The sequence below is a fragment of the Aulosira sp. FACHB-615 genome (assembly GCF_014698045.1).
In the GTDB taxonomy this organism is placed as follows: domain Bacteria; phylum Cyanobacteriota; class Cyanobacteriia; order Cyanobacteriales; family Nostocaceae; genus Nostoc_B.
This window is the reverse complement of record NZ_JACJSE010000006.1, coordinates 1-19,932: the sequence shown is the minus strand read 5'-3', so window position 1 is coordinate 19,932 and position 19,932 is coordinate 1. Positions and strand designations below refer to the sequence as shown.

The window sequence follows — 19,932 nt, the reverse complement described above, 5'->3', positions numbered from 1 at the left end:
AAATATGGTAGATATCAAGCTTTCTCAACTGAATTGGCTAGGAGCCGGGATCACTTTGGTATTGATGAGTACCGTAATTACCCCAGCTTCAGCCCAACAAGTGATTGTGATTGATCGCAGCAATCCTTTTAGCGTCAATCAGCCGCCTGCTGTTGGTTCTTTTATTTATGGTAGTCCGATTGCCACGCCTATGCCCGTAGATCCCACAACAGGGCTTTTACCTAGCCGCACCATCTACCCCAATTATTATCCCCAAGTCAGGTACGACAGGTTCAATAATTCCACGCTGGTGAATCCGACTTTGATTAATCCCATTATTAAAGATTCCACAATCGTGAATCCAGTGATTATCAATAATTCCTGGCAACGGACACCATTTAGAGGGCGATCGCGGGTGATTATCACTCATCCTTGGTAATGACGTTAGTCCTTTGTCATTAGTCATTAGTCATTTGTTAAACCAAAGAACACAGGACAAATGACAAAGGACAAATGACCAATAACTTAAGCAAAGTGAGAACCAGAAATCATTGTCCCGATCCCAACATCGGTAAAGATTTCTAGTAGCAGTGCGTGGGGTAGACGACCATCGATAATGTGTGCAGCCCTGACTCCTTGAGCGAGCGATCGCACGCAGCAATTAACTTTGGGGATCATCCCGCCACTGACTACACCACTAGCAATCAATTCCCTCGCTTCCCGAATATCCACTTTGGGAATCAACGTCGATGGGTCTTTATAATCTTTTAAAATCCCTCTAGTATCGGTCAGCAAAATTAACTTTTCTGCCCCCAGCGCCGCCGCAATTTCCCCCGCAATGGTATCTGCGTTAATGTTATAAGCCTGTCCCGAATCATCGGCAGCGACACTTGACACTACTGGAATATAACCATTACTCGACAGAGTTTCTAAAATTTTGATATTAACACCGCTAACTTCACCTACAAAGCCGATGCCTTCTTGACCTTGGGGACGGGCTGTGATTAGATGACCATCTTTGCCACATAGCCCCACAGCCATACCACCGGCTTGGTTAATCAAAGCCACAATTTCTTTATTTACCCGACCAACTAACACCATTTCCACAACATCCATTGTGGCAGCGTCAGTAACTCGTAAACCATTCTTAAATTGTGGTTCAATGCCTAATTTATCTAACCAACTGTTAATTTCTGGGCCGCCACCGTGAACAAGAATGGGACGCAAACCAACACAAGCTAAAAAGACAATATCGCGGATTACCTTGTCTTTGAGGGTGCTGTCTTTCATCGCCGCACCACCATATTTCACAACAACAGTACGTCCCGCGAATTGTTGAATGTAGGGTAGTGCTTCGCTGAGTACCCGCACACGGGTGGCTTCAGCTTGCCTGATATACTCAGTATCGTTGACCATCATGGTTGAGATTTTAAACCTATGCAGTCAGTGTAGAAGACTTTTTCACTGGTCACAATCTCTTGCTTGGAAGTGCTGAGTATGAACAAGGCGATCGCTCAATTTTCTACATTCTGGTGTGATGCAGTAGTTTTCAACACACTAGGAATGGCTGCCATCACTCTGTTAGCGATTTGTTCTGGTGTTTCACCTTCGTTGACGATGATGTGTAAATCAGCTTGGGCGTAGAGTGGTTGGCGTTGTTCGAGGAGCGATCGCAATTTACCTTGGGGATCAGGATCTTGCAGTAGTGGTCTGGTATTATCTTCCGCCAAGCGGGTGTAGAGTAATTCCACGGGTACATCTAGCCACACAATTAAACCGTGGCGCAAGTAACTCCAATTTTCTCGCCGCAGCACAATGCCGCCACCTGTGGCTACAGTCAATTTAATATGGGCGCTAATTTGTGCCAATACATCACTTTCCAACTGGCGAAATGCAGTTTCTCCTTCTTCGGCAAATAACTGATTGATGGATCTACCTGTGGCTTGAGTAATCACATCATCAGTATCTACAAACCCATAACCCAACTGCTGTGCTAGTAATCGTCCTACCGTTGTTTTACCAGCGCCCATCATCCCAATCAAGTACAGGCTGACTCCTTGCAATAAGCTGCTCATACAATTTTAGATTTGAAATTTTAGATTTTGGATTGGGAATTACTGTTTGCGTCTTGGCTTGCCGTTAACTTATCCTTTCAACTACGCTCGCCCGTTGCTTTACTCCAGTAAATTCTCAATTCCTCACTTTACTTTAAATCTCGGCATTCAAGCGACTTTGTTTGATATGGTTTTTGAGGTGGGCGGCAAAAATCGTCTGACTCATTAAAAAGTAGCTTTCTTGTTCGTCACTTAATTTCAAGTTTTCCTCAATTAACCGTTCAACGATATACTCCATTAACACCACAGTTAGCGAAAAGCTAGAAGCTTGTTGTTCGATGGGCGTAGGTGTAGTTTTTTCCAGTAGCGATCGCTTATGCAACAAATCTACAGCTTCTAAGATTAATCTTTGCGACAATCTAGGCGATAACCCTGGTATGGTGTTTTTCTGCAATTGTCGCACCGAAACAGCGTTCTTATTCATTGCCAACCAGTACATTATGTGCTTTTCTAACTGCGACAACCGATTAAACTGTTGGTCTAATATGGTGCGAATTTCGCCAAAAACTACGGTTCCCTGCTGAATAAACTCATCAATATTGCCCCCAAATAAATCTTGAATTGTCGTCGCTACTAATTTCAGAAATAAGGGGTTACCGGCATATTGTTCTGACAAAATGCGGCATTTTTCTGCTGATATATTGAATAATCCTTTATACTTTAGAAGTGACAGACTTTCTGATTGATTTAAACCAGTTAATTTGAGCGATCGCACAGGTAATGTATTACCTTCTAAAGCTGCTATCTCTGAAGTTTTTTCTCGGCTGGTTAATAGTAAGCAACTTTGATGTTGAGACTCACCTATTCGCCTGATCAGTTCACCATAGATTTCATAACCTGAACGATATTGAATTTGCGGCAGGATAAAAGCCGGAACATGATTCTTTATCCCTTGGTGACTAACTGTTAAATTTGCCTCAATATCATGACTTGCTAAAACTGCATCCAAATTATCTAAAATAATTAAACATTTATTATGCCGCAGAAAATCTATCAATTGAGAGATGCGCCCTTCTATTGTTTCTGCAATTACTATCTCGGCATTGGGCGATAAAGTCTGAATTAACTGTTCAATTATCTGCTCTGGGGCAGGGGCAAGACGTAGCGATCGCCAGATAACATAATCGAACTGATGTTTAATTTCTTGTGCCAACTTCACCGAGAAAGCAGTCTTACCAATCCCACCCATCCCTAATAGTAAGAGCAAGCGACAACCTTCTTGCAAAACCCATTGCTGAGTTTTTGCTAGTTCTGTGGTGCGCCCATGAAAAACACTAACATCAATTGCCTCACCCCAGTCTTGAACCAACGTAGCAGAAGTTTTGACTAACTCTGTCTGTTGAGTTGTTTGTGTTTGTTGGGGAATAATGGCAGCTGGTAATTGAAACCTGATTTTCTTATACCCAGCTTTCTCAAGTAAATAAGTTACACGGCTCCAATTTTTTACCTTCACTGAGTAGCCAGCAGCATTACTCAGCATTTCTTCTATATACTTGTATAAACCATTAGACAAATAAACTCTCACAGTACTACTACTGCGACTTTGATAAACTATACTGGCAATTTCCGCCGGACTACAACCACACAGTAAACCCCTCAAGAATTTCTTTTCTACAGGTGTTAAAGCCTTACCCTTTGTGGAAGCTAAATCTACGTATAACTTTTCTAACTCCCAATTACTTTTAGCTTCAAAAAATTCCTCTTCTGCCTGATTTGCATCTGGTGTTATCATTACCATTATTGATGTATTTTATATAACCCCGAAAATATCCTAACTATTATTCGATGAAGTCAGAATAAATCAAAATTAAATTTATAACGAATTTACTAACTGTTGTTAGGTGACTTGGAAGTTATTACTTAGATATCTTTAGACTTAACGGAATTTTTATAAAGCTTGTTTGAAACTTTAAGTAACCAAATTCAGTCAACATAAATCTACGTAACTTTTGGTCTGTACTGTGAGAATTTTTAGATTGGCATCCCACTGTGTTTTTAACATCACATTATTGGAATTCTAAAGTTCTTGGAAACTAGCTGCTCATCAATAATTTTTGCCAAGCAAGGTGTAAAAAATGACTGAATTTTTGAGCTTGTCAGAACTAAGCTTTGCAAAATTTAAGGTATAAACACCAAAACCGATGCGTAATCTACCAGAATCAGCCCGAATAAATTAATTGTGGTGTGTTAAGAGGCATCAACCATGACTCGAATTCGTGACGTTGTACATCAAGCTTTAGCAACTGGCTATCTAACGGTTGAAGCAGAAAACCAATTGCGCCATTTATTGACTACCCGCTATGACTCAGAAGATTTCAATGCTTTCATGTCATTACAGGAAGCAGCAATGAATGGTCAAGTCAAGCAAGAATCGCGGGAAAGAAGTGTGAAATGTGAAGTCTGAAGTTTGTAGACTGACTTGAAAGTGCTGAGTGAATCAATTTTGGATTTTAAATTTTGGATTTTAGATTAGGAAACTCTTTCAATCTAAAAGACGCTCGCGGACTCGCTAACGCTGCGCTAACGGCAATCCAAAATCTAAAATTCTTCTGCCTCCTACCTCCTACCTCTCATCTACTCAATCATTTCCGTGGTTTGTCTTCATCCCCAAATTCATCATCCTCAAAAAATGACCAGTCATCGTCATCATTAGTATTTTTGGGTTCGTCTTCAGGCTGTTTGTAGGGGGGAATAATCACGCGGTAGTCAGCATCATAAACTGATTCTGTTTTGCCTGCCGCCGTATTTTTTGGTTCGCGGTAGCTGTAAGAGTAGGTTGAACCAAACTTAGAAGCAGTTTTAGGCTCTGCCTGGCGTTCTTCTGGTTCAAAATTGCGTTCTGGCTGGGTTTTTGCTCTAGGGGGAGGTGCTGGTTCTGACTTTTCCGCAAAATCCCAATCATCGTTATTATTGCTAGTTTCCCAATCATCAAATTCTTCACTGTCAGCCTCCTGATTTGACCTAGAGGATGATGGCGGAGTATAAGGTTGAGATTGAGGTTCTTCTCTACGCGGTGTGGTGACACGTCTAGGAGTAACTCGTGATTTGGGGGCTGGTTGCGGTTGTCCTACAAAATAACTTGATAATTTAAATAAAGTAGTAATCAATACAGATGTCAACGCACCCGCAGTAGTAATGAATAATATCCACATCGCTAGGGGTAATGGTTGAGTACGCACCCCCAAAAATACTAACGATATGGCAGGCGACCAGTTCTGCACTAACAAAAGTGTTAGTCCTCCTAGTATTGCCACTAATAAAATTAAGCGAAGTACAGCCATAAGAAAGTATGAATTATGAATTATGAAGTATGAAGTATGAAGTGTGAAATATAAATTTCATACTTCAGCCTTCATACTTCATACTTTAACGATGACCTTGCCATCGTTGAATGGGGATGCAGTCAATCTCCAATTGATCTAAAGTCCTGGCAACAACGAAATCTACCAAATCCTCGATAGTTTGCGGGTTGTGATACCAAGCAGGTATAGCTGGGACAATTCTCACCCCCGTTTCTGCCAAGGTTGTTAAGTTCCGCAGATGAATCAGGCTAAAAGGAGTTTCACGGGGAACGATAACTAGTTTGCGTCCTTCTTTGATTTGGACATCGGCAGCTCGTTCCAGTAGGTCGGAACTCAAGCCACCAGCAAGCTTGGCAACTGTACTCATACTACAAGGGATGATGATCATCCCCAAAGTGCGAAAGGAGCCACTGGCGATATTGGCTCCCACATCACTCCAAGGATGACAGCGTAGTTTGCCTGCAACGGCTACTCCTGCTTGTTCGCGCCAGAATTGCTCTTGTTGAGTTGGTTCGGCTGGCATTTTAATTTCCTGTTCTGCTTGCCAAACCATGTAACTTGATTTAGAGGCAACTAATTCAATTTCATAGTCAGCAGCAAGCAAATACTTGAGAGCGCGAACGGCATAAATTAGCCCAGATGCTCCTGATACGCCAATGATTAAAGGCTTGGTGTGATGTGACACGCGGTTTTCTTAACAAAACTTATTCATCATCAGCATAAGCTTCTAAATCGCTAGGTTCAAGGTCACGAGATAGATAAATATCATCTCGGTCATCGTTAAGACTAGAATTACCTAAGCCTTTAGGTAGGCCATCACTGCCAACGGTGACTAAATCAATTTGTTGGCGGTAATAATCGACACTCTTCACCTGGACAGATACACGATCGCCTAATCTGTAAGAAGCACGATTTTTTCGACCAAACAAGGCTTGTTGTCTGGCGCGATATTCATACCAGTCATCTTTTAATGAACTAACGTGGACTAATCCTTCTACCCGTAATGGCGCACTGGGATGTTTTTGTTTGGGCGAGTCTGTGGTTGGGACTTCAATTTCTACAAAGAACCCGTAGGACTGCACACCAGTAATTACGCCTTGGAAGACTTGCCCGATGCGTTGTTTCATCAGTTGGGCTTTTTGCAACCCTGCCAAGTCAGCTTCAGCTTCTTGGACTTCTTTTTCACGGTCGTTGAGTTGAATGATGACCCTGGTTAAATCGCTTTGCAGTTCCTGTTGCAATTCGGGCGGTAAGACGTTCCAACTTACTTCGATGTGGGATGATGAATGACGCAGGTTAACGCGGTCTTTAACGCGGGTAGTGCGGCGATCGCGTCCATGTTCAATCAGTCGGTAGTAAACTCGTTGCAAGAGCAAATCGGGATAGCGGCGTAAGGGCGAAGTACAGTGGGTATATTGCGCTAGTGCCAAGCCAAAATGACTGCCTTTGGTGGTGCTGTAGGCGGCTGGCTTGAGGGTGTCTTGCAACAAATAAGTTAACACCTGTTCGGAAGGCGATTCGGCAAAGGCTCGCGTTAATAACTGATAATCTAAGGGTTGGATATCCGTTTCGGGGTCTAATGTCAGTTCCACACCCAAATTAATTGCCAGTTTGAGCATTTCTTGGACATCTTCGGGATCAGGTGCGCCTTGGACTCGCCAAATGGCGGGAATACCTAATGCACTGAGATGTTCTGCCATGAGTTGATTGACTAACAGGGTAAACTCTGTGAGGAGCGATCGCACAGTTAAATTATTCACCACAACCGCGCCTAACATTCCTTCATCAAAGTAAGGATTTTGATTGGGTGGCAAGTTTAATTGCAAGCTACCACGGGCGAGGCGTGCTTGTTTGACGACTTGGTGTAAACCTTCCAGGTTTTGCAATAACTGAATAACTTCCTCAGATTCCTTAGCAGGTTGACCACTGAGAACTGCTTCCGCCTTGTCTTTATTGATGGCGGTATCAACATTAATCACACTCGGCTGAATTTCCCATTCTTCCACTTCCCCTGACGTTGGGTCGATGGTAATTAAGAATGAGAGTGTCAAGCGATCGCTTCCTGCTGCCAAAGAACAGCGATCGGCTACCGTGTCTGGTAACATAGGCAAGACTAAATCACCCAAATACACAGAACGTCCGCGCTTCAAGGCTTCTCTGTCTAAAATTTCATCAGGTTGAATGAAGTGAGAAACATCGGCAATGTGAAAGCCTAAACGCCAACCTTTGTTGGTTTTTTCCAAACTCAAAGCATTTTCTACTAACTTGGCATCAGTATTGATCCCCGTAATTGCCAAGGTAAATAAACTGCGTAAATCTAATCTGGTTTTGATGTCCGCTTTCAGGATGCGTTTGGGTAACTTCGCAGCTGCTTCTTGTACCGCTTCGGAAAAATTGCGGGATAAATCATGTTTACAAGTCACCAAATCAATATCGGCGGCGGCTTCCGCATCGCTACCCAAAATTTGCACGACCCTTCCCAGGGGGGGATATTGTGCTAAAGGATAACGCAGTACTTCCACATGGGCGAGATGGTCGATGGCTTCGGCAAAAGTCATCCCATTTGTTTGCAACTTGAGTTCAAACAACAGGCGATCATCTAAAGGTACAGCGCGAAAACCACTTTCTACTTGTTTAATTCGGGCTAGTAAAGTGTGATTAGAACGTTCTAAAATTAACTTAACTTCGCCTTCGGGAGAGCGCCGCCGACTGCCTTCTTTGAGAACTCTTACCAAAACGCGATCGCCATTCCACGCATTACTTAAATGACTTTCGCGGATGTAGATATCTTCAGCGCCTTCTACATCTTGAATCGCAAAACAAAAGCCTTTACTAGAACAGCGAAGTTTGGCTTCAATCACCCCTTCTTCAAAGACGCGGCGATATTTGCCCCGTTCTTTGACTAAAATTCCGATTTTTTCGAGAATATCTAAGGCAATATGCAGCTTTTCTAAACTATCCTCATCTTCGCAGCCAAGTTTCTTTTCTAAAACTTTCCGAGCTACCAATTTATCATCGGTGAAATTGGCAAGGAGTGTAGCGATTGAAAATTCCATGCAGTGAACCGACCTTTGGTCAAAACATCATGTTGGTTTAACAATGAAGAATCCAGGAGACAGGAGTCAGAATTCAGAATTTACCTTTTGGCGACTGGTGGATGAATCAGGGGTTTAAGTCTCACACTCAATTTATGATTTGGTGGTTCTAACTCTTGGCGCTGCTTCATCACACTTTCTTGTTCTGACTCCTGAATTCTGACTTCTGAATTCTTCTTGAATCTGGTTCTGTTCTGTATACCCTCACGGCCTACAGATACTAACTAACTGGAAACGAGTTGCCTTGAGGCTTGGTTCTGTGAAGTTCCCCTACCTGGAGATTAACTTACTCCCCAAATTTGAGAACTTCTCACTGCATGACCATTTCAGAGTTAATTGACGTTTTCTGCTCCTTCACTGAACCAAACTGATAAAGTACGCCTGATGAGGGGGTTTTACCTGCTAATTAATTACGCAAAGGGTTTTTGAGAGGTTGGCTTAAGGTTCATCTCCACAGTACCCAAAAGCGATCAATTCGGAAAAACCACAGGTGTTTGATTGTCTAGCTTGAAGGTGCTTTTACGCCATCCGACTCTGATGTTTAACTAGGAGAAACTGCCGATTAACCCAATATTCCCACATGTAGAATCGGTAACAATTAGGTCAGCAGTCAGACAAGCAGTGAGGGCGAACCTTATCTCCATTATTGTAGATTTAGAGCGTACTTCTAGGAAATAATTCTAAATAGAGATTTAGGTAAATAGTATAGCACTGAAGGCGATATAACCTACATAAATAGAGCTAGTAGTTAATTATGCCTCAAAATAATTGTTACTGCTGCAATGACGACACCACAGATAAAGCATAAACATTACTCTGAACTTTAAGATACCAGAAAAATTAGCTGGAGGATGGGGCAGGGGTTGTAGGCGATCGCTTTCCAGGACAAATCAACTTTGCCAAAGCTGAGATTTCCGAAAACTTTTCTCTGCCGACCCAGGAATTATAGACTTAAATTAAAATATTTCCATAGATTCACTGTGGACATATTATAGTTATCTTCCTTTCGCCATTGGGGTAAATATCGCAGTTGCCAGATGAATGAAGACAAGGAATAATTGTCAAACGTCCTTGTTTCCCCCTCTCTGTTCCCTGCTATAGATAAAACCCGAATTTCTCACGTATAGGTAGGGGGTGTGGGGAGTGTGGGGAGTGTGGGGAGAGAGGGGGGAAAGATTTCTTCACCATCCTCCTACCCCTCCCACACCCCTGGATTTCTCACAAGAGAGAAATCCAAGAAAATTAACCCCGTGATTTAGCAGACATTAGATTTTGGTGACAGTATTATGTTGGCTCAATTTCAGAGCTTGTATCCCAACGGTAGTTTAACTTCCGAATTAGTAGACATTTTTCAAGGCAAATATATTGTTAGAGCCAGTGTGCAGATTGACGGTGTAATCCGTGCTACTGGTTTAGCCGCCGCCGAAACCGTAGAAGCCGCGGAAGACCAAGCCCGCAACCGGGCGCTGATGGTATTAGGGGTAAAAAATAAACCACAAACTCAGGCAGAATCATTACCTCAAGTGACAAATTCTGTAGCTCCTATGCCTGTGATTCAGACAACAGTAGAATCAACTTATGCAGCTACCCCCGATAAGAATTTGGAATTAGTGACTAGTAAACCGGAAATATCTCCAGTCGCTGCTAGTAGTAAAACTATCACACCCGATTTATTTACTGCGGAAGCATTAAGCATTGATACTCATACCCCAGATTTAACGCCTAGCTTACCTTTAACTCCCAATCGAGAGCCAGCGTTTGTTCCCTCTGTCGATAATTTAGAAATTGAAGTTCCGCATCAGCCAGAAACACCTGCTTTTTCGGGAATGACTGCAAGTAATGTCACTCCATTTACACCCCGCAATTATAGTTCTTCTGAAACTGCAACTACTTCCACAACCACCAGTAAAAGAAAAAAGAAAGCAGAAGCAGTCGATTTGTCTGATGTGATTGCAAAAACCGATGTGGAGTTGCAACGTTTAGGCTGGACACCAGAACAGGGAAGAGAACATCTGATTAAAACCTACGGTAAACGGGGACGTACTTTGCTGACGGAAGAAGAACTGCACAGCTTTTTACAATATCTCCAATCTCAACCTGATCCCATCGCGGGGTTTTGATCAGTTATTAGTCATTTGTCCTTTGTCCTTAGCAGGATTTACACACCAAGATGGTCTATGAATATTGGGTGTAAGGGTGTAAGGGTTTTAGATACATACACTTCTATACCTATGTACCCCTACACCCTCGCCCAAACCCTTGATTTTTCGTTTTTATGCGTAAGTCTTAATTAGTCAGGACAAATGGCTGATACTGTTGAGATTTGAGTATTCAGAACCGAACCACAGAGGTACAGGGTTCATTCAGAAATGAGAGTTTGAGAAGTGTTTTGCATACTTCCTCACTAATGTTTCTCTGTTTCTATCTCGCTCTTTTTGATGCCGTTGATGAACATTGGCACAAACTTTTCCATAAATTCTTGTGGGTTACGCTGCCAAGCTTTTTGTGCTGCTTGAATTCTGGTAAATTGCAATTCAGGGGCGAGTAAAGCTTGGGGTAAGCGTTCCATCAAGTATTGGGGACGTTCCCAGAGTGGCATCGTATTGGCTACTTCCACCAGCCTTGTTACACGTCGAAGTTCTGCACCCAGGGTAATATCCATCCCTGACTCATAAGCAGCTTGTTCTATTGCTGCATATTTACGCTTGGCTTGCTCGACTTTTTGCCGATGTTCTGGACTTTTATCAGCTATTTTGCCTAACCAACGGTTTCCCCAACGGACGTGTCCGGCTTCTTCTGGTAGAATTTTTTCGATGGTTTCGCGGATTTTGATGTTTTCTTCGGTCTGTGGTGCTTGCTTGAGGGCATAAATGTGGGCGGAGAAATACTCACAGCCGCGTTTTTCGGTCACGTTAATTGCTGCTAGGGGAGCAATAATACCATCTTCTAGTGTCCCTGCTTCATCATAAGAAGATTGGTCTATAAGCTTTTCAAATTCATCAATATAAGAAATTCCTGGGGGCGTACCGATATCGGCTCCCAGGTCTATTAATAAATCGGTTAACCACATAGCATGACGCGCTTCATCTGCAATGTGATGCGATAAATCCTTGATCAGTTCTCGTGGCTGTCCGTTGAGTTTTTCAATTACTTCTGTTAAGTCTTTGCAACTGCGCTGTTCGTTGTAACGGTAGCGATTTAGGGTTATCAGGTGTAATTCGCGATCGCCAACTACTCGCTTTAAGATATCTCTCGCACCTAGATTATCCTGAAATTTCCGTGGATAAGTAACTGTCATAGTATGAAGTTTTATTAACTGTCATTTTTGATGCTATCTCAGTTTTTCTTTACTTGCCGGAAACCGAAATGATTGATTTTTCTAAAGGTAATTTTTGGTACAAATATCAGAAAATCATGACTTTTGGGTTTTTCCCTCACGCAAAAATACTCATCACAGCCCCTTAAATATTAAGTTTTCTTTCTTTATCGGCTTAAAAACAAAAACGGTAGCTTAAGCTACAGAATTTTTGCTATATTAATAAATGAAAGAACTATCAGCTAAAAAATATAACTAAACCTTAAGGGGGACTGAAGTATGTCTATTCAAGAAAAATCTCGTGCATTGATGGTACGCCAACATCAACAAGTTAAAAACCGTCAACAATCAATGCTGATGCGTGCGGCACAAGAACTTGGTCTTCCTGAAGAAGTTTCCCATTATTGGAATCCCATTCAAGGCAAGGTAGACCAAACTGCACGCGCGATTTATGGCAGCAGCAACGCTTCGATGAGCTAGGTTGAAAGTAGGTGATAGGGTAAAAAGTCTTTTGTCCTCATCACTGTTGCTGTTCTTTAAAAGAGTGGTCAGTAGTGTCAAATCATAAAAAAAGCCACCTCCAGAGGTGGCTTTCAAAAATTACTACTGATGAATACAATTAGCAGTCGTAGTAGAGATAGAACTCATAAGGATGAGGACGTAACTGCATCTGCTCAACTTCATTAGCCAGTTTGTAGTCAATCCAGTTTTGGATAAAGTCTTCTGTGAACACGCCTGTGTCGGTCAAGAAGGCGTGGTCATTCTCTAGGGCTGCTAATGCTTTATCTAGAGAACCTGGGGTAGAAGGAACTTTTGCCAACTCTTCTGGAGACAGTTCATAAATGTTCTTATCTAAAGGCTCACCTGGATCAATTTTGTTCTTGATACCATCCAAGCCAGCACAAAGCATAGCCGCAAATGCCAAGTAAGGGTTAGAAGTAGCGTCTGGACAACGGAACTCTAGGCGTTTTGCTTTGGGGTTAGTGCCAGAGAGAGGAATCCGCACAGAAGCAGAACGATTACCTTGGGAGTAAGCCAAGTTAACAGGTGCTTCGTAACCTGGTACGAGACGTTTGTAGGAGTTTGTGGTGGGGTTGGTGATACCCAATAGTGCTGGTGCGTGTTTGAGAATGCCACCAATGTAATGTAGTGCCATTTCACTTAAACCAGCATACTTATCGCCAGCAAATAGAGGCTTGCCATCTTTCCAAATGGACTGGTGACAGTGCATACCGGAACCGTTATCGCCAAAAATTGGTTTTGGCATGAAGGTAACGGTTTTGCCATATTTCTTAGCTACGTTTTTGATGACATATTTGTAAGTCATCAGCCAGTCAGCCGCTTCAATTAACTTACCAAAGCGGAAGCCGAGTTCGCACTGACCACCAGTTGCCACTTCGTGGTGTTGTTTTTCAATGGGGACACCACATTTTGCCATTGTCAGCAACATTTCTGTGCGAATGTCTTGGAAACTGTCGGTCGGCGAAACTGGGAAATAACCTTCTTTGAAGCGTGGTTTGTAACCCAAGTTGGGGCCTTCTTGTCTACCAGAGTTCCAACGACCTTCTACAGAGTCTACATAGTAGTAGCCGGAGTTGGCGGTTTGGTCAAAGCGGACATCATCAAAAATGAAGAATTCAGCTTCAGGGCCAAAGAAAGTGGTATCACCAATACCAGTAGAAACTAGATAATCAACAGCTTTTTGGGCAATAACCCGTGGACAACGGTTGTACCATTCCCCTGTACGGGGTTCCTTAATGCTACAAATTATGCTTAAGGTTGGCTCTGCCATGAATGGGTCGATCCAAGCTGTGTTGGGATCTAACACCATTGTCATGTCTGATTCTTCGATACCTTTCCAACCCCGAATGCTGGAACCGTCGAAAGGTACGCCATCAGTGAATGAACTTTCATCGATTTGGTTATGGTACACGGTTAAGTGCTGCCATGTTCCTGGTGTATCGATGAATTTCAGATCAATCATCTGAATGTTTTGGTCTTGGATCAATTTCAAGACTTCTTGTGGGGTTGTCATTTTTACTCCTTCTCTGCCAATTTCCTATTGTAAAACCAGAATCTGCCAAAGCATTCTAACCCTACTGATCCACACCAAGTTGTGACACACCTGGATTATCGTAAAGATTTGAGATTACATAATTATGTAGTCTTTGTTACAGATTCCCTGGATTACAGGTTATATTAACCTTTCGCGCGGCATCTGTAAAAACAAGAAAGTTCATTTCATCGGGGGCAACTTTGGCATAGAATCCTTAAGTAGCGGATAGATTGTTTTTGTGCAGAACTTATTTTAAATAGCACAAAAATTTACTGGTGCGTAAGTGCAGCCAAATAAATATCAAACCATAGATAGTAAAGATTGGGAGAAAAGGAATGCGCGATGCAGTTACAACTTTAATTAAGAATTATGACGTAGCTGGCCGTTATTTTGACCGGAATGCGATCGACAGTCTGAAATCTTATTTTGAAAGTGGTACAGCACGGGTACAAGCGGCGGCTGCTATCAATTCAAATGCGGCTGCAATTGTCAAGCAGGCTGGTTCTAAATTATTTGAAGAATTACCAGAATTGATTCGTCCCGGTGGAAATGCCTATACAACTCGTCGTTATGCGGCTTGTTTACGCGATATGGACTATTACCTCCGCTACGCTACTTATGCGCTAGTTGCAGGTAATACCAATGTGTTGGATGAGCGTGTATTACAAGGCTTGAGAGAAACTTACAATTCTTTAGGTGTACCTATTGGGCCGACAGTTCGCGGTGTGCAAATCATGAAGGATATCGTCAAAGAACAAGTAGCAGCAGCAGGTGTAGCTAATGCGGCTTTTGTTGAAGAGCCATTTGACCATATCACCCGTGAGTTAAGTGAACAGGATGTTTAAAAGCTGAAATAGGGACTAGGGACTAGAGGCTAGGAACTAGTTTTGTTTGAGGCTTGTCAAACTTATTGCTGTTATCTAAATTTTTGTAAAGCGATCGCATCTTGTATTTGAAAAGAGGCGATCGCTTTTTTAATAATCTTTACCTAAGCTATTGCCCCAATCTCACATAAGCTGTATTATTTTTATCCTTGGAATTTATGCTAGTAAAAACCAAAAATCATCAACTAACACAGGAAGAATAGATGACTGACCTATCTCCCGTGAACAACAATGAGCCACCTAATCAACCGAGTGCTTCAGATCCGCAAGAAATAACAACAAATTTACCTACTGCGCCTACATTCAATACTTGGCCAGAGCTTTTATCTTTTATTTTAAAGACGAAACATGGTTTGCTCTTCGTTAGTATTTTGATTCTTGTTGCGGGTGTATTCACTTCACTGAGTATTTATATCATGCGTCCTGACCAAATCGAAATTACAACGACGGCAGGTACTATCAATCTCAAAAAAGGAAACCAACAAGATGCAATTCTATTACTGAACCCTGTTGGTGATGCTCAAGAAAGTCCTTGGGTAAAAACAGGAATTCAAGTCAAAAAAGGTGATAAAGTGACAATCACAGCCAGTGGAAGGGTGAATAATTCATTAAAAAGGCTGATCTGGGCAGCACAGACAGATGAAGAATTGGAATCACTTTGGGTTGATCCAGAAGGAAGTAAGCCTAAAAACGATTATCTAAAAGATCGCAATAAGTATAAAGTATTACCCGATAAAAATGGTGCTTACTATGGGTATGGAATGTTAATTGCAGCAATTAAGGATTCTAAAGAACAAATTGACCCCAATAACATAGAACCAATTGGTAAAAATAAAACATTTACCGCCACAACAAATGGTGAGTTGCTATTGACAGTTAATGATATTTGGTTATCTAGCGAAATGAAAGAAGTATATGCTCCACCTTTTAATGACGATCACTTGGAATATTACCTAACACTAGCTAAACTTCAAGCTGGCTCAAACCAAGATTTTGATTCATGGTCAAAAACTATCCAGCGTCAAAAAGCTCAGGAGCAATATCCAAAGCGATTAAAGCAATGGCAGAAAATTGTCAAAGAAAAAAACTGGAATGTCTGGTATAACGACAATACTGGATCTTTTTCTGTATCTATAAGTATTAACAAATGATTTTGAATAGGGTTAATATTTTACGGAAAATGCGATGAATAAACTAACTCGCTATCGGGAAATTATTCGTCAATTAATATTTGAATATGCTGGTCACAAACCTGCTAATGGTCAAATAGATACAGAAGCAGTGATTGACTCAGAGCGAGACCATTACGAAGTTGTACACGTTGGTTGGGATGGGGTGCGGCGTGTGCATGGTTCGATAGTGCATATAGATATCATTAATCATAAAGTGTGGATTCAATATGATGGCACATCTGAGCCAGTGGCAGAAGCATTGTTAGCAGCAGGTATTCCACACGAAGATATTGTTTTGGGTTTCCATCCCGAAGAACTGCGGCAATATACAGATTTTGCCATATCTTGATTGTTTGGATGTAACTAATTTGACTGAAAATGATATTTGGTTTATGCAGAAATTTGAGTAATAAAGATAAATTAAATATAAAAATTTGCTTTAGCACTTACTACGCAAAATACACTGTATAAAGTGACAAGTTGTATTTTTTTTAACAAAGATTGAAGATTTTATTCATTCATCAATTGATGGGCGGCAAGAAACCTCTCTATTATCAAAAGTCGGTTATCTAATTATTTTTATATCTATAGCAATCCTAAATCATTTATGAAATTATCTTTCTTCTCTTTATTCTCCTTCTTTGTGTCCTTTGCGTCCTACCCTGCGGGAAGCCGCTAACGCGTCTATGCGGTTCGTTAAAAAGAATATTTTTTCACAACTCAGATAGGGTTGCTATATTAGCTTATACCAATTTTTTATGAAGCTGCATAGAATCAGATCCCCTTGAGCATCCCCTTCAAAAGGGGGGAACCGGAAAAACATATATCAAAGTCCCCCTTCAAAAGGGGGATTTAGGGGGATCGAAATATGTGCAACTTCACATTAAATTGGTATTAATTATTTTATTTAGGAAACTATCAATACGATGTTTATTATTGATGACATTATTAGTGAATTGGTTGCTCAGGGTGTTCAGCGTGTTCAAGATAAAGCTATTCGTAACGAAACAGTATTAAAAATACTGCAAAAATTTGGGTTGCAACCAGATACACCACCGAATGATTGTGAGGGTGTTTATGCTTATACTTTAATTGAATATGGTGTAGGTAAACCAGAAGTTATTTTAAAACTGTTTCGTGAAGCAAAAATTAAGGAAGAATTTATCCAAGCATTTAGCCAAAATCCAAATGCTAATTTTCTCCAAACTTTGGATGAATATGTTGCAGGTTACGCAATTGGCGACGAAATCATACAGCAGAATATTGATTATCAGCGAGAAGTGGCTGAATTTGCACGATTATTTTTGGAAATTGCTAAACGCCCCAGAACAGCAACGGAAATTTTACAAGACTATAGATTTGATAATTTACAAACTAGCTTAGAAAGGCTGCGCGAAGATATTCATAATCAGCCTAGTTTAGCTATAATTCAAGCACAAAATAAGCAATTATTACCACCGTCTTCAGCAGTGAGAGAGACGGATTTGGCTAAAAGGTTACGTGAATGGTTTGATGCGCTCGGTTATAAATTTGAAACAAATGAAGTTTTAGAAAGTGAATACTTTGAATGGATTATTAATATCCCGAAACGCCGGGGGTATGACCGGATTTTTATTCGCGGTGTGGAGAGAGAAGCAAGTATTCATGATGTGAATGCTGTTAAACAAGGAAGAGAAAAATATAAAACTGATGAAGGTTGGGTAGTTGCACCCCGGAGAGTTAGCAAGTTAGCCAGACAGGAAATTGCAAAAGATAATGATTCAGGAGTTTATTGTTATACATTAGATGAATTAATCGAAGCTGATGCTGATTTTAGTGGCTATTTTGAATGGTTAGCAAACCAGGTGACAGAAAAGGGAATAGATAAATATTATGTGCCTTTGGCTTGTATTAAAGAAGAAGTTGATTTAGTTACTAAGCGGCGCATTGGGACTAGCCGATATGGTAAAGAAGACGGTTGGATTGACCGCTATGTTAATAATTGGTTAGCTGACCCAGTTAAGGAACATTTATCAATTTTAGGGGAATTTGGTACAGGTAAAACTTGGTTTGCTTTCCATTACGCTTGGGAGGCTTTAAAAAAATATCATCAAGCTAAAGAAGATGGTTCACCTTTACCGCGTATTCCTTTAGTGATTCCTTTGCGGGATTATGCGAAAGCGGTAACAATTGAATCTCTATTTTCGGAGTTCTTTTTTCGGAAACATCAGATTGGTTTAGCAAATTATGCGGCTTTTGAGCAGCTAAACCGGATGGGGAAATTATTATTAATTTTTGATGGCTTTGACGAAATGGCTGCAAGGGTAGATCGTCAAGCCATGATTAATAATTTTTGGGAATTGGCTAAGGTGGTTGTTCCTGGTGCAAAGGCGATTTTAACTTGTCGCACCGAACACTTCCCGGAAGCTTTGGAAGGACGCAGGCTATTAAATGCTGAGTTAAAAGCTTCTACAATCAACTTAACTGGAGAACCGCCACAATTTGAGGTTTTAGAATTAGAAAAATTAGACGATGAGCAAATTCGACAAGTTATCAGTTTTAAAACTCAACCGGAAACCGTTGACTATATTACTCAAAATCAACAATTGTTAGATTTGGCGCGTCGTCCGGTGATGATTGATTTAATTATTGAAGCTTTACCGGAGATTGAAGCGGGAAAGCCTCTAGATATTTCCCGTGTTTATTTGTATGCAGTGCGTCACAAAATGGAACGTGATATTAAATCTGCACGTACTTTTACCAACATGGCACAGAAGTTATATTTCTTGTGTGAATTATCTTGGGAAATGCTCTCTACAGAAAGGATGACTCTCAATTATAAGGAGTTTCCTGACAGGATTCGCCGTTGTTTTAGTCAGGAAGTACAGGAACAAAAAGATTTAGACCATTGGCATTATGACATGATGGGTCAAACTATGTTGATTCGTAATGCTGATGGTGATTATTATCCTGCTCATCGGTCTTTGTTAGAGTTTTTTGTGGCTTATAAATTTGCGCGAGAATTGGGGATTTTAGCTGATGATTTTCGAGAAATTGTGAATGATCTGCCTTATGACCAAGGCCTTAGTGATGGCGGTTTAACTCAAACCTTTGGCAAAAATTTGTTAGCAAAAGCGGTGTTAGATTTAATGTGGCCGATGTTGTCAGCATCAGCTAATGGCCGTTTGTTAGAGGTGGTTAAAACCACTAAAAGCAAAACTGAAACAGAAGTTGGTTACTGTGGTAGCAATGCAGTGCAGTTACTGATTAAAGGTAATCGTTTGGCTTTAGAAAAACAGGATTTAAGTCAGACTGTGCTTCCTGGTGTGGATTTTAGTCGAGTGAGTCTGCACAGTGTGGATTTGACTGAAGCAAATTTACATGAATCGGTGTTTGCTAGGGTATTGACTAACGTTTTTACAGTGGCTTTTAGTCCTGATGGAAAAGTGTTGGCTACAGGGGAGGCAGATGGTAGGGTGAGGCTGTGGAATGCTAACACGGGAAAAGAGTTGTCAACCTTCATTGGTCATGAAGGTGGGGTTAACTCAGTCGCCTGGAGTGGGGATAATCTCACTTTAGCCAGTGGTAGTGATGATGGGACGATAAAACTGTGGGATGTGCAGACTGGGGAGTTTCGCCTGAGTTTGGCTAGTCATAAAGGTGGGGTTAACTCAGTCGCCTGGAGTGGGGATAATCTCACCTTAGCCAGTGGTAGTCGTGATGGGACAGTGAAGCTGTGGGATTTGCAGACTGGGAAGTGTCGCCTGACTTTGACTGGTCATAACGGTTGGGTTAACTCAGTCGCCTGGAGTGGGGATAATCTCACCTTAGCCAGTGGTAGTCGTGATGGGACGGTGAAGCTGTGGGATGTGCAGACTGGGGAGTTTCGCCTGAGTTTGACTGGTCATGAAAGTGGGGTTTTCTCAGTCGCCTGGAGTGGGGATAATCTCACTTTAGCCAGTGGTAGTGATGATGGGACGATAAAACTGTGGGATGTGCAGACTGGGGAGTTTCGCCTGAGTTTGGCTAGTCATA

The 19,932-nt window shown here is 41.4% G+C and carries 16 protein-coding genes; 8 read left to right on the top strand and 8 right to left on the bottom strand.

Going from position 1 to position 19,932, the window contains the following annotated elements:
- Positions 1–4 precede the first annotated feature (4 nt).
- On the top strand, positions 5–418 hold the full coding sequence (locus H6G77_RS11935; RefSeq protein WP_190590178.1) for a hypothetical protein: 414 nt from the start codon (positions 5–7) through the stop codon (positions 416–418).
- Positions 419–504: 86 nt separating this feature from the next.
- On the opposite strand, the gene argB is transcribed toward H6G77_RS11935, so the two are convergent.
- The 3 genes from argB to H6G77_RS11920 form a co-directional block, all read right to left on the bottom strand.
- Complete coding sequence (gene argB / locus H6G77_RS11930; RefSeq protein WP_190590179.1) at positions 505–1,398, bottom strand: acetylglutamate kinase; 894 nt, start codon at positions 1,396–1,398, stop codon at positions 505–507.
- A gap of 95 nt (positions 1,399–1,493) precedes the next feature.
- Positions 1,494–2,054 carry a shikimate kinase gene (locus H6G77_RS11925; RefSeq protein WP_190590180.1) on the bottom strand — a complete coding sequence of 187 codons (561 nt, stop codon included), beginning with the start codon at positions 2,052–2,054 and terminating at the stop codon, positions 1,494–1,496.
- A 133-nt stretch (positions 2,055–2,187) separates the two neighbouring features.
- Complete coding sequence (locus H6G77_RS11920; protein ID WP_190871667.1) at positions 2,188–3,825, bottom strand: NB-ARC domain-containing protein; 1,638 nt, start codon at positions 3,823–3,825, stop codon at positions 2,188–2,190.
- 471 nt (positions 3,826–4,296) lie between these two features.
- On the opposite strand from H6G77_RS11920, the gene H6G77_RS11915 reads away from it, so the two are divergent.
- The gene (locus tag H6G77_RS11915) at positions 4,297–4,497 is read left to right on the top strand and encodes a hypothetical protein (protein ID WP_190590182.1); all 201 of its coding nucleotides are present in this window, start codon (positions 4,297–4,299) and stop codon (positions 4,495–4,497) included.
- A 178-nt stretch (positions 4,498–4,675) separates the two neighbouring features.
- Here the strand turns inward: H6G77_RS11915 and H6G77_RS11910 are convergent, their stop codons facing one another.
- From H6G77_RS11910 to H6G77_RS11900, 3 genes are all read right to left on the bottom strand, one after another.
- Positions 4,676–5,374 (bottom strand): LapA family protein, encoded by a 699-nt coding sequence (locus H6G77_RS11910; RefSeq protein ID WP_190871666.1) that lies wholly within the window; start codon positions 5,372–5,374, stop codon positions 4,676–4,678.
- An 85-nt stretch (positions 5,375–5,459) separates the two neighbouring features.
- The gene (locus H6G77_RS11905; RefSeq protein WP_190590184.1) at positions 5,460–6,080 is read right to left on the bottom strand and encodes a flavin prenyltransferase UbiX; all 621 of its coding nucleotides are present in this window, start codon (positions 6,078–6,080) and stop codon (positions 5,460–5,462) included.
- A 19-nt stretch (positions 6,081–6,099) separates the two neighbouring features.
- Positions 6,100–8,451 carry a ribonuclease R family protein gene (locus H6G77_RS11900; RefSeq protein WP_190871665.1) on the bottom strand — a complete coding sequence of 784 codons (2,352 nt, stop codon included), beginning with the start codon at positions 8,449–8,451 and terminating at the stop codon, positions 6,100–6,102.
- A 1,325-nt stretch (positions 8,452–9,776) separates the two neighbouring features.
- Here H6G77_RS11900 and H6G77_RS11895 point away from each other — a divergent pair.
- Positions 9,777–10,610, top strand: a complete 834-nt coding sequence (locus H6G77_RS11895) for a hypothetical protein (protein WP_190590186.1) — start codon at positions 9,777–9,779, stop codon at positions 10,608–10,610.
- A 284-nt stretch (positions 10,611–10,894) separates the two neighbouring features.
- Here H6G77_RS11895 and H6G77_RS11890 read toward each other — a convergent pair whose 3' ends face one another.
- Positions 10,895–11,788, bottom strand: coding sequence for a ferritin-like domain-containing protein (locus H6G77_RS11890; protein ID WP_190590187.1), 894 nt, complete (start codon positions 11,786–11,788; stop codon positions 10,895–10,897).
- A gap of 297 nt (positions 11,789–12,085) precedes the next feature.
- On the opposite strand from H6G77_RS11890, the gene H6G77_RS11885 reads away from it, so the two are divergent.
- Entirely contained in the window at positions 12,086–12,286 is a 201-nt protein-coding gene (locus H6G77_RS11885) for a hypothetical protein (RefSeq protein ID WP_190590188.1), read from the top strand.
- Positions 12,287–12,425: 139 nt separating this feature from the next.
- Here H6G77_RS11885 and glnA read toward each other — a convergent pair whose 3' ends face one another.
- A complete protein-coding gene (gene glnA / locus H6G77_RS11880) occupies positions 12,426–13,841 on the bottom strand; it encodes a type I glutamate--ammonia ligase (protein WP_190871664.1) in 1,416 nt (471 codons plus the stop codon).
- Positions 13,842–14,197: 356 nt separating this feature from the next.
- Here glnA and apcB point away from each other — a divergent pair, with 356 nt between their 5' ends.
- The 4 genes from apcB to H6G77_RS11860 form a co-directional block, all read left to right on the top strand.
- Positions 14,198–14,707: an allophycocyanin subunit beta gene (gene apcB, locus H6G77_RS11875; protein WP_190871663.1), complete on the top strand. Its 510-nt coding sequence runs from the start codon at positions 14,198–14,200 to the stop codon at positions 14,705–14,707.
- Positions 14,708–14,949: 242 nt separating this feature from the next.
- Entirely contained in the window at positions 14,950–15,897 is a 948-nt protein-coding gene (locus tag H6G77_RS11870; protein WP_190871662.1) for a hypothetical protein, read from the top strand.
- Positions 15,898–15,931: 34 nt separating this feature from the next.
- Entirely contained in the window at positions 15,932–16,267 is a 336-nt protein-coding gene (locus H6G77_RS11865) for a XisI protein (protein ID WP_190871661.1), read from the top strand.
- 577 nt (positions 16,268–16,844) lie between these two features.
- On the top strand, positions 16,845–19,932 hold a 3,088-nt coding region (locus tag H6G77_RS11860; RefSeq protein ID WP_190871660.1), incomplete at its 3' end, for a WD40 repeat domain-containing protein.

What these genes read in the sequence shown, in the direction of transcription:
- argB (WP_190590179.1), bottom strand. Translation starts at nt 1,398, where the DNA reads ATGATGGTCAACGATACTGAGTATATCAGGCAAGCTGAAGCCACCCGT.
- H6G77_RS11935 (WP_190590178.1), top strand. Translation starts at nt 5, where the DNA reads ATGGTAGATATCAAGCTTTCTCAACTGAATTGGCTAGGAGCCGGGATC.
- H6G77_RS11925 (WP_190590180.1), bottom strand. Translation starts at nt 2,054, where the DNA reads ATGAGCAGCTTATTGCAAGGAGTCAGCCTGTACTTGATTGGGATGATG.
- apcB (WP_190871663.1), top strand. Translation starts at nt 14,198, where the DNA reads ATGCGCGATGCAGTTACAACTTTAATTAAGAATTATGACGTAGCTGGC.
- H6G77_RS11895 (WP_190590186.1), top strand. Translation starts at nt 9,777, where the DNA reads ATGTTGGCTCAATTTCAGAGCTTGTATCCCAACGGTAGTTTAACTTCC.
- H6G77_RS11910 (WP_190871666.1), bottom strand. Translation starts at nt 5,374, where the DNA reads ATGGCTGTACTTCGCTTAATTTTATTAGTGGCAATACTAGGAGGACTA.
- H6G77_RS11915 (WP_190590182.1), top strand. Translation starts at nt 4,297, where the DNA reads ATGACTCGAATTCGTGACGTTGTACATCAAGCTTTAGCAACTGGCTAT.
- H6G77_RS11865 (WP_190871661.1), top strand. Translation starts at nt 15,932, where the DNA reads ATGAATAAACTAACTCGCTATCGGGAAATTATTCGTCAATTAATATTT.
- H6G77_RS11890 (WP_190590187.1), bottom strand. Translation starts at nt 11,788, where the DNA reads ATGACAGTTACTTATCCACGGAAATTTCAGGATAATCTAGGTGCGAGA.
- H6G77_RS11870 (WP_190871662.1), top strand. Translation starts at nt 14,950, where the DNA reads ATGACTGACCTATCTCCCGTGAACAACAATGAGCCACCTAATCAACCG.
- H6G77_RS11885 (WP_190590188.1), top strand. Translation starts at nt 12,086, where the DNA reads ATGTCTATTCAAGAAAAATCTCGTGCATTGATGGTACGCCAACATCAA.
- glnA (WP_190871664.1), bottom strand. Translation starts at nt 13,841, where the DNA reads ATGACAACCCCACAAGAAGTCTTGAAATTGATCCAAGACCAAAACATT.
- H6G77_RS11920 (WP_190871667.1), bottom strand. Translation starts at nt 3,825, where the DNA reads ATGATAACACCAGATGCAAATCAGGCAGAAGAGGAATTTTTTGAAGCT.
- H6G77_RS11900 (WP_190871665.1), bottom strand. Translation starts at nt 8,451, where the DNA reads ATGGAATTTTCAATCGCTACACTCCTTGCCAATTTCACCGATGATAAA.